Origin of the sequence: Pseudomonas psychrophila HA-4, assembly GCF_000282975.1 — a bacterium.
Lineage (GTDB): Bacteria > Pseudomonadota > Gammaproteobacteria > Pseudomonadales > Pseudomonadaceae > Aquipseudomonas > Aquipseudomonas psychrophila_A.
Genome location: NZ_ALJC01000091.1, coordinates 66367 through 79828 on the forward strand (window position 1 = coordinate 66367; position 13462 = coordinate 79828).

General features: G+C 57.6%; 12 protein-coding genes. 8 read left to right on the forward strand and 4 right to left on the reverse strand.

Features of this window, described 5'->3' with window-relative positions:
- Positions 1-20: 20 nt before the first annotated feature.
- Entirely contained in the window at positions 21-605 is a 585-nt protein-coding gene (locus B347_RS0113955) for a DUF6436 domain-containing protein (protein ID WP_019410312.1), read from the reverse strand.
- A 110-nt stretch (positions 606-715) separates the two neighbouring features.
- On the opposite strand from B347_RS0113955, the gene B347_RS0113960 reads away from it, so the two are divergent.
- Complete coding sequence (locus tag B347_RS0113960) at positions 716-1657, forward strand: alpha/beta hydrolase (protein ID WP_019410313.1); 942 nt, start codon at positions 716-718, stop codon at positions 1655-1657.
- Positions 1658-1712: 55 nt separating this feature from the next.
- Here the strand turns inward: B347_RS0113960 and B347_RS0113965 are convergent, their stop codons facing one another.
- Positions 1713-2201, reverse strand: a complete 489-nt coding sequence (locus B347_RS0113965) for an Lrp/AsnC ligand binding domain-containing protein (protein ID WP_003437842.1) — start codon at positions 2199-2201, stop codon at positions 1713-1715.
- A 156-nt stretch (positions 2202-2357) separates the two neighbouring features.
- On the opposite strand from B347_RS0113965, the gene dadA reads away from it, so the two are divergent.
- From dadA to B347_RS0113995, 6 genes are all read left to right on the forward strand, one after another.
- Entirely contained in the window at positions 2358-3659 is a 1302-nt protein-coding gene (gene dadA, locus B347_RS0113970; protein ID WP_019410314.1) for a D-amino acid dehydrogenase, read from the forward strand.
- On the forward strand, positions 3631-3984 hold the full coding sequence (locus B347_RS0113975) for a RidA family protein (RefSeq protein ID WP_019410315.1): 354 nt from the start codon (positions 3631-3633) through the stop codon (positions 3982-3984). The genes dadA and B347_RS0113975 overlap by 29 nt, the downstream gene beginning before the upstream one ends.
- A 101-nt stretch (positions 3985-4085) precedes the next feature.
- Positions 4086-5159, forward strand: a complete 1074-nt coding sequence (gene alr, locus B347_RS0113980) for an alanine racemase (protein WP_019410316.1) — start codon at positions 4086-4088, stop codon at positions 5157-5159.
- Between the two features lie 127 nt (positions 5160-5286).
- Complete coding sequence (locus tag B347_RS0113985) at positions 5287-5835, forward strand: cupin domain-containing protein (protein ID WP_019410317.1); 549 nt, start codon at positions 5287-5289, stop codon at positions 5833-5835.
- Positions 5836-6003: 168 nt separating this feature from the next.
- Positions 6004-6426, forward strand: coding sequence for a c-type cytochrome (locus tag B347_RS0113990; RefSeq protein ID WP_026014189.1), 423 nt, complete (start codon positions 6004-6006; stop codon positions 6424-6426).
- Between the two features lie 168 nt (positions 6427-6594).
- Positions 6595-8517 (forward strand): acetyl-CoA hydrolase/transferase C-terminal domain-containing protein, encoded by a 1923-nt coding sequence (locus tag B347_RS0113995; protein WP_019410319.1) that lies wholly within the window; start codon positions 6595-6597, stop codon positions 8515-8517.
- 226 nt (positions 8518-8743) lie between these two features.
- Here the strand turns inward: B347_RS0113995 and B347_RS0114000 are convergent, their stop codons facing one another.
- Together B347_RS0114000 and rep are read right to left on the reverse strand one after the other, a co-directional pair.
- Positions 8744-9316 carry a xanthine phosphoribosyltransferase gene (locus tag B347_RS0114000; RefSeq protein ID WP_019410320.1) on the reverse strand — a complete coding sequence of 191 codons (573 nt, stop codon included), beginning with the start codon at positions 9314-9316 and terminating at the stop codon, positions 8744-8746.
- 56 nt (positions 9317-9372) lie between these two features.
- Positions 9373-11382: a DNA helicase Rep gene (gene rep / locus B347_RS0114005; protein WP_026014190.1), complete on the reverse strand. Its 2010-nt coding sequence runs from the start codon at positions 11380-11382 to the stop codon at positions 9373-9375.
- Positions 11383-11644: 262 nt separating this feature from the next.
- Here rep and B347_RS0114010 point away from each other — a divergent pair, with 262 nt between their 5' ends.
- The gene (locus B347_RS0114010; RefSeq protein WP_019410322.1) at positions 11645-13315 is read left to right on the forward strand and encodes a putative bifunctional diguanylate cyclase/phosphodiesterase; all 1671 of its coding nucleotides are present in this window, start codon (positions 11645-11647) and stop codon (positions 13313-13315) included.
- The last annotated feature ends 147 nt before the right edge of the window (positions 13316-13462 follow it).

The following is a 13462-nucleotide window of genomic DNA, read 5'->3' on the forward strand; positions in this document are numbered from 1 at the left end:
TAGTCAGCACCGGCCCGTGATTACAGGGCGGCGCGAGCATCCTGCCACGGGCAATAACACCCCACCGCCATGGTGTGGGTGGCTCTCACCGCACGCCCCTGGCTCAAGGCCTGCAGAATGGGCTCGATGAAACTGTTGCTGGCGTTGCAGGTGGCGCCTTCGCTGTAGGGTCCAAAGTAGGCCAGTTGGCCGCTCCGGTCCCAGATGGCAACGGCCGGGCTGACACTCAGGTGTTCGGCACCCGGCAGGCTGGCCAAGGGTTTGATCGAGCCCAAGGTCGCCGGAAGCTGGCCGTGTGTACCAGGCTTTTGCACGGAGTAGAACTCAACCCCTTGCGGGGCATAAGTCGCCAGCAGTTCGCTCAGATGCTGCTGATTGCCAACGTTACACGGGCACGCGGGGTCCCAAAAATGCACCACGCGAATCGGTCCCGGCCCGGAGAGTTCGGCGGGCAGGCTGAGCACATCTCCGGCAAACAGCGCGGTTTGGTCGCTGAACACGCGAATGTAACGGCCTTGGAACCAGTCGTAGGCGGCCCACAATCCTACGCCGCAGGTCAGCACCAGCAGGCAGGTAAGCCAGGGTTTAGCGGTGGGCGCAGGCATGCAAAATGATCCTTAAGGGGCGCGTAGCTTGCCATGCTTGAACTGACAGATGAATATCGTCGGTCTATAAAGACTGTTCTGCCCCCATGCCCTTCTGTTTGGAACCCCTTATGCCCGTCGCGTTTTCTCCCGATTCACTGCGCACCAGCTTGCAGCCTCTGGTCGCTGGACAGCCGTTATCGAGGGAGGGTTTGGCGTACCAGCATTTTTATGGGTTGGACTTCACGCAGCGTACAGCGCCAGTGCGCCGCCAACTGGGACAGTTCAGCGCGGGCGGCTATGACCTCGTCAGCCAAGTCTGGTGGCCCGAGTCAACGCCCGTGGCAACGCTGTTTTTGGTTCACGGCTTTTACGATCACATGGGGCTGTATCGGCATGTGATTGAGTGGGGCTTGAACCACGGCTTTGTAGTGATCGCCTGCGATTTGCCGGGGCATGGGCTGTCGAGTGGCGAGCGCGCCAGCATCGATGACTTCTCGCAGTATCAAGAGGCGCTGCAAGGCTTGTTTATCGAGGCGCAATCGTTGGCGCTGCCGCACCCGTGGCACTTGATCGGGCAAAGTACCGGCGGCGCGGTGGTGCTGGATCATTTGCTGCGCTACGGCGATAAGAGCCCGGCCCAAGGCAAAGCAGTACTGATGGCACCGCTGGTGCGGCCCAAAGACTGGAAGTGGTCGAAGCTCAGCTATTTACTGCTCAGGCCTTTCGTTAAAGGTATTGAACGGCGTTTTAGCGAAAACACCAACGACCCCGATTTTTTACCCTTTTTACAGGCAGATCCCTTGCAGCCTGTGCGCCTGCCCACCGCGTGGGTGGGTGCCATGGCGCGCTGGATTCCGCGCATCGAAGCAATGCCTGCCAGTGCGCGACAGCCGTTGGTGATTCAGGGCCAGGCGGACAAAACCGTGGACTGGCAACACAACCTCAAGGTGTTGGACGCAAAATTCAGCCATCCCCAGGTGCTGCTAATTCCCAAAGCCCGACACCACCTGGCCAATGAAACGCTCGACATCCGCGAAGAGTATTTCGCGTTTCTCGATCGGCACTTCTGACCGCAAAACGGCCTCTGTAGGAGCAGCCGGTCGACGCTCGATTACTCCTACAGCCTTAATCCGGGATCGGCAGGTTTAAGCTCTCTTTTACTTCTTCCATCACGATGTAGCTCTTGGACTCACGCACGTGAGGTAGTTTGAGCAAAATGTCGCCCAACAGTTTTCGGTACGACGCCATCTCGGAAATTCGCGCCTTGACCAAATAGTCGAAGTCACCCGAAACCAAGTGGCACTCCAACACATGGGGCAGTTTGAGCACAGCACGTCGAAACTCTTCAAAGGTGTCGCCTGACTTGTAGTCGAGGCTGATCTCGACAAAAACCAGCAAGCTGCCCTGCAAGTGCTGCGGGTTGAGCCGAGCGTTGTAGCCCATGATGATCCCTTCGCGCTCCAGCCTCCGTACCCGTTCGGTGCAGGGCGTGGTCGACAAACCGACCTTTTCTCCCAGCTCGGTAAACGAGATACGGCCATCGGCCTGCAAGATGCGCAAAATGTTGCGATCAATCTTGTCCAGCTCACGCTTTGTTTGGTGATTTGTACGCATAGGAGATTCTCCTTTGTCAAAAGCGTTTTAGCCGAGAATTGTCGCCAAATATAGCCGTTTATACAGTGAAACTCACTGGCTAATGCTTCTTATACTGCCCACATCTTCGCTTTGAACAATAAACGTCTGCGGTTGGCCGCGATGAGGGATAAAAATATGCGCGTTATGATATTGGGTGGCGGCGTGATTGGTACTGCCAGCGCCTATTATCTGGCCCGAGCCGGATTCGACGTGGTCGTCGTAGACCGTCAGCCAGCCGTTGCGATGGAAACCAGCTTTGCCAACGCCGGCCAGGTGTCCCCAGGTTATGCCTCGCCGTGGGCGGCTCCGGGCGTACCGCTCAAGGCTATTAAGTGGTTGTTGGAGCGTCACGCACCGTTGGCGATCAAAGCCACGACCAATATCGACCAATACCTGTGGATGGCGCAAATGCTGCGCAACTGCACCGCCAGCCGTTACGCGGTGAACAAAGAGCGCATGGTACGTCTGTCCGAGTACAGCCGCGATTGCCTCGATGAACTGCGTGCCGAAACCGGCATTGCCTACGAGGCTCGCAGCTTAGGCACCACCCAACTTTTCCGTACCCAAGCGCAACTGGACGGCGCGGCCAAAGACATTGCCGTACTCAAAGAATCGGGCGTGCCGTTTGAGCTGCTGGACCGTGCCGGCATCGCCCGGGTTGAGCCGGCGCTGGCCAGCGTCACCGATATTCTGGCCGGTGCCTTGCGCCTGCCGAATGACCAAACCGGCGACTGTCAGATGTTCACTACCCGCTTGGCCGAAATGGCCAAGAACTTGGGTGTCGAATTCCGCTTCGGCCAAGATATTCAGCACTTGGACTACGCGGGGGATCGCATCAATGGCGTGATGATCGACGGCAAGCTTGAAACCGCAGACCGCTACGTACTGGCGCTGGGCAGCTACTCGCCACAAATGCTCAAGCCGCTGGGCATCAAGGCCCCGGTTTACCCGCTCAAGGGTTACTCGCTGACCATCCCGATCACCAACCCAGACATGGCCCCTACGTCGACGATTCTGGATGAGACCTACAAAATCGCGATCACCCGTTTTGACAACCGCATTCGTGTGGGCGGCATGGCTGAGATCGCCGGTTTTGACCTGTCGCTGAACCCGCGCCGCCGCGAAACCCTGGAGATGGTCGTCAACGACCTTTATCCTCAGGGCGGCGATTTGAGCCAAGCCAGTTTTTGGACCGGCCTGCGCCCAACCACACCAGACGGCACGCCAATTGTGGGCGCGACCCCGTTCAAAAACCTGTTCCTGAACACCGGCCATGGCACACTCGGCTGGACCATGGCATGCGGCTCTGGTCGCTTCCTCGCTGACGTGATGGCCAAAAAGACCCCTCAGATCAGCACCGAAGGCCTCGATATTTCTCGTTACGGTAACTACCAGGAGACTGCAAAACATGGCAATCCAGCGCCAGCTCACCAATAACCGTATGAGCCAGATCGTGGCTCATAACGGGACTGTTTACCTGTCCGGTCAGGTCGGCGACGACATGAACGCAGGGGTTGAGCAGCAAACTCGCGAGACCCTGAAAAACATCGAGCACTTGCTGGATCTGGCCGGCACTGACAAAAGCCACATTCTGTCGGTGACCATCTACCTCAAAGACATTGATGCCGACTTTGCGGGCATGAACAGCGTGTGGGATGAGTGGCTGCCTAAAGGCGTGCAACCTGCCCGTGCCACGGTTGAAGCCAAACTGTGCGAGCCTGAAATTCTGGTTGAGCTGTCTGTTGTGGCCGCACTGCCATAACGTTGCCGTTTTAAACACAGTCCCTCTTGCGGTGCGGCACGCGGTTTACGCCGCGGGCCTGCGCCGCTTTTTTATTCAACAGCCGTTAGAAGCCCGCCGCCATGCGCCCAGCCCGTGCCCTGATCGACCTTCAAGCCCTGCGTCATAACTACCAACTGGCCCGTGAAGTAACGGGGGCAAAAGCCCTCGCGGTGATCAAGGCCGATGCCTACGGCCACGGTGCCGTACGCTGCGCCCAGGCCCTAGAGGCCGATGCCGATGGCTTTGCCGTCGCCTGTATCGAAGAAGCACTGGAACTACGCGCCGCGGGTATTCGCGCGCCCGTGCTGCTGCTCGAAGGTTTTTTTGAAGCCGATGAACTGCCGCTGATCGTCGAACATGACTTGTGGTGCGTGGTGCATTCGCTGTGGCAACTCGATGCTATTGAGCAAGCCAAGCTCGCCAAGCCGATTCACGTGTGGCTAAAACTCGACACCGGCATGCACCGCGTGGGCCTGCACCCAAGCGAGTACAAAACTGCTTATCAGCGCCTGCAAGCAAGCGGCAACGTCGCGAAGATTGTGCTGATGAGCCATTTTGCCCGCGCGGATGAACTGGACTGCCTGCGCAGCGTCGAGCAGGTCGCCGTGTTCTTGGCTGCCCGTGACAACTTGTCTGCCGACGTCAGCTTGCGCAACTCACCCGCCATTCTTGGCTGGCCAAGTGTGCCGAGCGACTGGGTACGCCCAGGCTTGATGCTCTACGGCGCTTCGCCTTTCGAAGAAGACCAAGCCCTGGCCGCACGCTTGCAACCGGTGATGACCTTGGAGTCCAAAGTGATTTGCGTGCGTGAACTGCCCGCCGGTGAGCCGGTGGGTTACGGCGCGAAGTTCGTCACCCCTAAACCAATGCGTATCGGCGTGGTTGCCATGGGTTATGCCGACGGCTACCCGCGTCACGCTCCCACTGGCACCCCTGTTCTGGTGGCCGGTCAACGCAGTCAGTTGCTGGGCCGAATATCCATGGACATGCTGTGCATCGACCTCACCGATGTACCACAGGCAGGCCTCGGTTCAACGGTTGAGCTGTGGGGCAAAAACATCCTCGCCAGTGAAATCGCAGCAAAAGCTGAAACCATTCCTTACCAGATTTTTTGTAACCTGAAACGAGTGCCGCGCCTCTATTCCGGGAGTTGATGGGTTGTATCCAATAGGCGGCGCCTAAAGGGCACGCAGGTTTAAGGTCGAAGTGTTGTAAATACTGAACGCTATCGCCATGATGGCGGCTTCTTGACCTGAATCTGATCCCCTGGAGGCTCCCGCATTGGACGTCGGTGAACGACTGCAATCCATCCGCAAACTGAAAGGCCTGTCACAGCGTGAACTCGCCAAGCGCGCGGGCGTCACCAACAGCACCATTTCGATGATCGAAAAGAACAGCGTGAGCCCGTCGATAAGCTCCCTGAGAAAAGTGCTGAGTGGCATTCCGATGTCAATGGTCGAGTTCTTTTCCGAAGAAATCCTTCAGGAAAAACCGACGCAAATTGTCTACAAAGCCAATGAGCTGATAGACATCTCAGACGGCGCCGTGACCATGAAACTGGTCGGCAAGGCGCACCCGAGTCGGGCGATTGCATTTCTCAACGAGATTTATCCACCGGGTGCTGACACCGGGGACGAAATGCTGACCCACGAGGGCGAAGAAACCGGGATTCTTGTCGAGGGTCGCCTTGAATTAATCGTAGGCCTTGAGACGTTCGTGCTCGAAGCCGGTGACAGCTACTACTTCGAGAGTTCAAAACCGCACCGTTTTCGCAACCCGTTCGACGTCGCGGCGCGACTAATCAGCGCAGCCACTCCCGCAAATTTCTAAGCAAAGCGGCGCCCTACGCAGATCTAGAGGCGCCTGCGATTTCATTTCGCCAGCTCTATTCCCCCTTTGTTTCTAGGGTTGTTTCAGTGTGTCAGGCTAAACGGTATACTTTCGCCGCCTGCAAAACCGTGGTTGTGGGCGTGAATAGCCACCATTGAGGGTGTACGCGTGAACCTAATTATGAAAATGCTGGCCGTACCAGCAACAGTACTGGCCCTATGGGCTGTCAACGCTCAAGCAACGACTGATGATGACATCGCAAAACGCCTCGAACCTGTCGGCAAAGTCTGCATTCAGGGTCAAGAGTGCGCGGGCATGAGCGTGACGGCGGCAGTTGGCAGCGGTGGTGGTATGAGCGCTGATGACGTGGTTGCCAAACACTGCAGCGCTTGCCACAGCATTGGTCTGCTGGAAGCACCGAAAATTGGTGACACTGCCGCTTGGAAAGTGCGCGCCGACAAAGAAGGCGGTATTGATGGCCTGCTGGCCAAAGCCATCACCGGGCTCAATGCGATGCCCCCTAAAGGCACCTGTTCGGAATGTTCGGATGCCGATCTGAAAGCCGCCATCCAGAAAATGTCCGGGCTGTAATAAGCCAACACCTTTCTAGCAGCGAGCTTGCCTCACGGTCTTTTGATCGTTTAAACGATCGCGAGGCAAGCTCGCTCCTTGAAAGGGCATCTCGATTGCCTTGATCTTTGCAACCAAAACCGACCACTCTCGGTCACATCTCTATCACGGATGGTTTTGGAGGCTTAGATGGTGCAGTCCTGTTCGATCGAACACGCAGTCGATGAGGCGCTGGCTCGACTACCCACGCACATCCACCTCGGTTTGCCGCTGGGCCTGGGCAAGGCCAATCGTTTTGTGAACGCACTGTATCAGCGCATCAAACAGTTACCTGAGCGCCAACTGACGATTTACACCGCGTTAAGCCTGGGCCGCCCCGCGCTGGGTGATGGCTTGCAAAAGCGCTTTCTGGCCCCATTTTTAGAGCGCGTCTTTGGCGACTATATCGAGTTGGACTACCTCGCCGACCTGCACCGCGACAGCCTACCGGGCAACATCAACGTCCAGCAGTTTTTCATGCAGCCGGGCAGCCTGCTCAACAGCCCACCGGCGCAGCAAGATTACGTCAGCAGCAATTACAGCCACGCCGCCCGCGACATCAATGCCAATGGCTTGAATTTGGTGGCCCAGTTAATTGCCCGCGACCCGCAGGATGCCAATCGCCTGAGCCTAAGCTGCAACCCCGACATCACACTCGACCTGCTACCGATGATCGCCAAACGCCGTGCGGCGGGCGAGACCATTCTGCTGCTCGGCCACGTACACAGCGACTTACCGTACATGCCCGGCGACTCGGAGCTCAACGCCGACGATTTTGACCTGCTGATCGACGACGATGAGCGCACCACGCTGTTTTCCACGCCCAATATGCCGGTTGATGTGCAGGATCACTTTATTGGCCACCACGCCAGCACCCTGATCCGCGACGGCGGCACCCTGCAAATCGGCATTGGGGCGATGGGCGATGCGTTGGCGGCTTCCTTGCTGGCACGCCAAGCTGATAGCGAAGGCTATCGTGCCTTGCTCAACGACATAGATGTCACGCCGTGGCGCACCCTGATTGAGCGCGAAGGCGGGGTCGAGCCCTTTGCCCAAGGCCTGTATGGTTGCAGCGAGATGTTTGTGTATGGGCTCATGGTCTTGGTCGACGCGGGCATCGTGCGACGCAAGGTTTACCCGGATGTTGATCGCCAGACTCAAGCCAACGCGGGCACGCTGGACGAAAGTCTGCACACCGATGGCATCAGCGTTCACGGCGGTTTCATCCTCGGCCCAAGCGACTTTTACCAGCGTTTGAGCGAACTGCCTCACAGCAAGCGCGCCGAATTCAATATGACCGCCATCAGCTATATCAATGAGCTCTACGGCCAGGAAGCCTTAAAACGCCTGCAACGCCGTGATGCGCGCTTTGTAAACAGCGCCTTCACCATGACCTTGCTCGGCGCAGGCGTGGCGGATCAGTTACAGGATGGCCGCGTGCTCAGCGGCGTTGGCGGGCAATACAACTTCGTGGCGCAGGGGCACGCGCTGCACGATGCGCGGTCAGTGATCATCCTGCGCAGTTGGCGTGAATCCGGTGGTGAGGTGAGTTCCAACATCGTGTGGGAGTACGGCCACTGTACGATCCCGCGTCATTTGCGCGACATTGTGGTAACCGAGTACGGCATTGCCGACTTGCGCGGCAAAACCGACAAGCAGGTGATCGAGGCGCTGCTCAACATCACCGACTCTCGCTTCCAGACCGAACTGATCGCGCAGGCACAACAAATCGGCAAACTGCCTAACGACTTTTGCCTCAACCCACGCTTTGCTGACAACAGCCCGGAACGTTTGCAAGCGATTGCCGAACGCCATCCGCACTTGTTCCCGGAGTATCCGCTGGGCAGCGATTTCAGTGCACAGGAGCAAGACCTGCTACGCGCGTTGAACTGGCTCAAGAGCAAATTCAAGCTCACGCAGCTCTACGAACTGGGCAAGGCCACGCTCGACGCGCCATCACCGCAGACGTATCCCGAACACCTAGCGCGCATGCACCTCGACAACCCGGACGGTCTGCGCGAAGAGCTGTATCAGCGCGTGCTGCTGGCGGGGTTACAGGCGACAGGCAAATAACAAACATCGTCCGCGAACATGTAGCAGTTGCCGAGCCTGCGAGGCTGCGTCCGCTTGGTGCGGCACGCCGACGCAGCAGACGTAAAATCAAGCAATGCGGCGTGTCACTTAAACCCTGCACTTAGGGGTTTACGATCACTTCGCAATCGGACGTAGCCTCGCAGGCTCGGCAACTGCTACGAAATCAGCTTGCGGCACACCACAGAGTTTCCTACGCAAGGCCGTGTTATTCGATAAACGTTACTTTGCCACCGGCCAGGGATTGAACCCGTGCCAGGGACTCAACGCGATAGCCTTGCGAGTCCAGCTCGGCACGGCCGCCCTGGAACGACTTCTCGATCACGATACCCAGGCCAGCGACAGTTGCGCCCGCTTGCTTGATGATCGAAATCAGTGCCTGCGACGCTTTGCCGTTGGCCAGGAAGTCGTCGATGACCAGCACGCGATCCGTGCTTTTCAGGTGACGCGGGGAGATGGCAACGGTGCTTTCGGTTTGCTTGGTGAACGAATACACCGTGGCCGATAGCAGGTTTTCAGTCAGGGTCAGGGACTGGTGCTTACGGGCGAAGATCACCGGAACACCGAGGTTCAAGCCCGTCATCACGGCCGGAGCAATGCCCGAGGCTTCGATGGTGACGATCTTGGTGATGCCCGCATCAGCGAACAAACGCGCGAACTCATCGCCGATTTCTTTCATCAGCTGGGGATCGATCTGGTGGTTCAAAAAGGCATCAACCTTCAAAACCTGATCGGAAAGCACGATGCCTTCTTCGCGAATTTTCTTGTGCAGTGCTTCCAACGTAACGTCCTCAAATAGCGCCTATGCGCTGAAGGTAGAGTAAAAAGTAGTCGATTTTAGCGTTTTAACATCGCGCGTATATCGGCCAATGCCGTATTTCCGCGAACCGCTTTCACTTCGGTAGGTGTGTCGTCGTTGCCTTCCCAGGCCAGATCGTCCGGCGGCAACTCATCAAGGAAGCGACTCGGCGCGCAATCAATGATTTCGCCGTACTGCTTGCGCTTGGCCGCAAAGGTAAACGCCAGCGTCTCACGCGCGCGGGTAATCCCAACGTAGGCAAGGCGACGTTCTTCTTCGATGGTGTCGGCTTCGATGCTGGAGCGGTGCGGCAGGATCTCTTCCTCCATGCCCATGATGAACACGTAGGGGAACTCCAGACCTTTGGAGGCGTGCAGCGTCATCATCTGCACGCCTTCGGCGCCGTCTTCCTCTTCTTGCTGGCGCTCGAGCATGTCGCGCAACACCAGCTTGCCGATGGCCTCCTCAATCGTCATACCGCCTTCTTCGTCTTTTTCGAGGGTGTTTTTCAACGCCTCGACCAAGAACCAAACGTTAGACATGCGGTAGTCAGCGGCCTTTTCACTGGAGCTGTTGGTGCGCAGCCAGTTCTCATAGTCGATGTCCATGATCATGCTGCGCAGCGCGGCAATCGGGTCTTCACCCGAGCAGTGCTCACGCACGCGGTCCATGAAACGTTTGAAACGGGCCAGGCGATCGGTGAACCGACTGTCCAGATGCTCGCCCAAACCGATTTCGTCGGTCGCCGCGTACATCGAGATTTTGCGCTCAGTAGCGTAGTTACCCAGCTTTTCCAGCGTGGTCGAACCGATCTCACGCCGTGGGACGTTGATCACCCGCAGGAAAGCGTTGTCGTCATCCGGGTTCACAATCAGCCGGAAGTAGGCCATCAGGTCTTTCACTTCTTGACGGCCGAAGAAGCTGTTTCCGCCAGAGAGGCGGTAAGGAATCTGATGATGCTGCAACTTCAGCTCAATCAGTTTTGCCTGATAGTTGCCGCGGTACAGGATCGCAAAGTCGCTATAAGGCCGGTCCGTGCGCAGGTGCAGCGTCAGGATCTCGACCGCGACGCGCTCGGCCTCGGCGTCTTCGTTGCGGCAACGAATGACGCGAATTTCATCGCCGTGGCCCATCTCACTCCACAGCTGTTTCTCGAAGGCGTGCGGGTTGTTCGAAATCAGCACGTTGGCGCAGCGCAGAATGCGGCTGGTGGAGCGATAGTTTTGCTCCAGCATCACCACTTTGAGGGACGGGTAATCGTCCTTGAGCAGCATCAGGTTTTCCGGGCGGGCGCCGCGCCAGGCGTAGATCGACTGGTCATCATCGCCTACCACGGTGAACTGGTTGCGGCTGCCGATTAGGTACTTAACCAGCAAATACTGGCTGGCGTTGGTGTCCTGGTATTCGTCCACCAACAGGTAGCGCACTTTGTTCTGCCACTTTTCGAGGATGTCGGCGTGCTCTTCAAAGAGCTTTACCGGCAGCAGGATCAGGTCGTCAAAGTCCACCGCGTTGTAGGCTTTGAGCGTGCGCTGGTAGTGGGTGTAGACGATGGCCGCCGTCTGCTCCTTGGGGTTGCGCGCATTTTCCAGGGCTTGGGGCGGCAGGATCAGGTCGTTTTTCCACGAGCCGATCATGTTCTTGATTTCATCGACCCCGTCATCACCCGAGTATTCCTTTTGCATGATGTCGGTCATGAGCGCTTTGACGTCGGCCTCGTCAAAGATCGAAAAGCCCGGCTTGTAACCCAGCCTCGTGTGTTCCTTGCGGATGATGTTCAGCCCCAAATTATGGAACGTGCTCACCGTCAGGCCTCGACCTTCACCTTTTTTGAGCAACGTGCCGACGCGCTCTTTCATCTCGCGGGCGGCCTTGTTGGTAAAGGTCATGGCGACGATGTACTGAGCACGGATGCCACAGTTCTGAATAAGGTGTGCGATTTTTCGGGTAATCACACTGGTTTTGCCGGAGCCAGCACCGGCGAGCACCAAAAGAGGGCCGCCGACGTAGCTCACGGCTTCTTGCTGCCGGGGATTGAGTCGGGACATGACGGTTATAAGGGTCGGTGACGAAAAGGGCGGGTATTTTAACAGGCTGAGCAGATATTGCCGCCACTCTGCGACAGTGTGACGTAGCCCTCGATCTGAAATTGCCGCTTTTGGTACTTTGCCGCAGGCTACCTGGCCTATTTACGTCTACCGTTCGGTATGCGCAAGCTAGGTGCATTTGATAAACGGTGTCATTTGCCATTAGCCGATAGCACGCCATAATGCCCATCGCCTGAATTTATGCAGAGTCTAGGGAGCTAGCTTGTCTACGCCTGTCGAACCCTTGCGTTTGCTGCTACTGGCCAAAGAGCCGTCTTGGGCAGCGTTGTTGCGTGAGTGTCTGACGCCTATGGGAAGTTCGGTCGTATTAATGTGCGCGCCGAGCTGGGAGTCGGTGAGCTATTTGTTCGAAAACGATCAAAATGCGCTGCTCCTGACCACACCGGCCCAGCAGCCCCTCGCGGGCCGCTGTCGCCTGTCCACTGTATTGTTGCTGGATGCCGAGCCAGCGATGCCGCCCCAAGACGCCTGCGACTGGCTGGTCAGCACCAGCCTGAATACCGATGTGCTGCGCCGCTGCCTGCGCCATGTGCATGAACGCGGTGTGCTTGAAAACACGTTGCAACGCTTGGCCGAAGAAGACCCGCTGACCGGCATCGCCAACCGACAAGGCTTCCAAACGTTGCTAGCGGTGCGCCTGGCCGAAAACGATGGGCGCGGGATCGCCCTCGGGCATCTGGACTTGGACAACTTCCGCCATGCCAATGACGCGCTGGGGCATCAGGCTGGCGACCGCCTGATCCTGCAAGTGGTGGCACGCCTCAAAAGCCAACTCGAAGCCTGCGATCAGGTGGCTCGTCTGGGCAGCGACGAGTTCGCCCTGTTGATCGACACCCGCCGCGCCCCTGAGCGCGCCGCCTGGATGGCTGAGCGCATCACCGAGGTCATGGCCGAGTCTTATTGGATCGACGGCGAAAGCTTGCTGATCGGCTGCAGCCTGGGCATCGCCCACGCCCGCACCAATGCCGGAGCCGATCCCTTGATGTGGCACGCACACATCGCAATGCAGCAGGCCAAAAGCACGCAGGGCTGCACGTATCACGTATTCGACGAGCGCATAAATCGCAATGCCCGCTGTCTCGCTGATCTAGAGAGCGAACTGCGCCGGGCCTTGCGCCGTGACGAGCTTGAACTGCATTACCAGCCGCGTATGGACCTAAGCTCGGGCTTGATTGTGGGGATCGAAGCGCTGGTGCGTTGGCGCCACGGCGAACGTGGCCTGCTCGCGCCCAGCGAATTTGTGCCGCTGGCTGAGCAAAGCGGGCTAATCGTGCCATTGGGCTACTGGGTTATTTCCCGGGCCTTGCGCGATATGCAGGCGCTGCGCGAACACGGACTGAGCGCACTGCACATGGCCGTTAACCTGTCGTTCCGCCAGTTCCAAGACAGCCAGTTACTCTCAACCCTCAGCCGCTTGATCTCCGAGCACGGGGTTGATGCTCAATGGCTGGAATTTGAGCTGACTGAAACGGCAGTCATGCGCCGCAGTGACATGGTGAAACAGACCATGGATGCGCTGGGGCGACTGGGGGTGCGCTTCTCTCTGGATGATTTTGGTACTGGTTTTTCATCCTTTGTGCACCTCAATAGCCTGCCCATTACCCTGCTTAAAATTGACAAAAGCTTTGTCGGCGGCATGGAAGACCGCGAAGAGAACCGCAAGCTGGTACACGCGATGATCAACCTGGCGCACAACCTTCAATTGCAAGTCGTGGCCGAAGGCGTAGAAACCCCGGAGCAACTGGCGCTATTGCGTGATTTTGCCTGCGATCAGGTGCAGGGCTACCTCATCAGCAAACCATTGCCGATCACTGAACTGGTGGAGTATTTAACCCTTGGGGCTCAGCAGAAAGTAGCCCTCGACGCTCACTAACAGCGCCTAGAAAACTCGTAGCAGTTGTCGAGCTCTGCGAGGCTACGTCCGATTGCGTAGCGATCGTAAATCCTGAGCATCCTGTGTCATTTATCAAACGTGATAGCCCACTAACGACGGCTACGCCGCCGGACGTAGCCTTCGGCA

Excerpts from the sequence above, each read along its gene's own strand:
- rep (WP_026014190.1), bottom strand. The coding sequence starts at position 11,382 with ATGTCCCGACTCAATCCCCGGCAGCAAGAAGCCGTGAGCTACGTCGGC.
- dadA (WP_019410314.1), top strand. The coding sequence starts at position 2,358 with ATGCGCGTTATGATATTGGGTGGCGGCGTGATTGGTACTGCCAGCGCC.
- B347_RS0113995 (WP_019410319.1), top strand. The coding sequence starts at position 6,595 with ATGGTGCAGTCCTGTTCGATCGAACACGCAGTCGATGAGGCGCTGGCT.
- B347_RS0113960 (WP_019410313.1), top strand. The coding sequence starts at position 716 with ATGCCCGTCGCGTTTTCTCCCGATTCACTGCGCACCAGCTTGCAGCCT.
- B347_RS0113975 (WP_019410315.1), top strand. The coding sequence starts at position 3,631 with ATGGCAATCCAGCGCCAGCTCACCAATAACCGTATGAGCCAGATCGTG.
- B347_RS0113965 (WP_003437842.1), bottom strand. The coding sequence starts at position 2,201 with ATGCGTACAAATCACCAAACAAAGCGTGAGCTGGACAAGATTGATCGC.
- alr (WP_019410316.1), top strand. The coding sequence starts at position 4,086 with ATGCGCCCAGCCCGTGCCCTGATCGACCTTCAAGCCCTGCGTCATAAC.
- B347_RS0113955 (WP_019410312.1), bottom strand. The coding sequence starts at position 605 with ATGCCTGCGCCCACCGCTAAACCCTGGCTTACCTGCCTGCTGGTGCTG.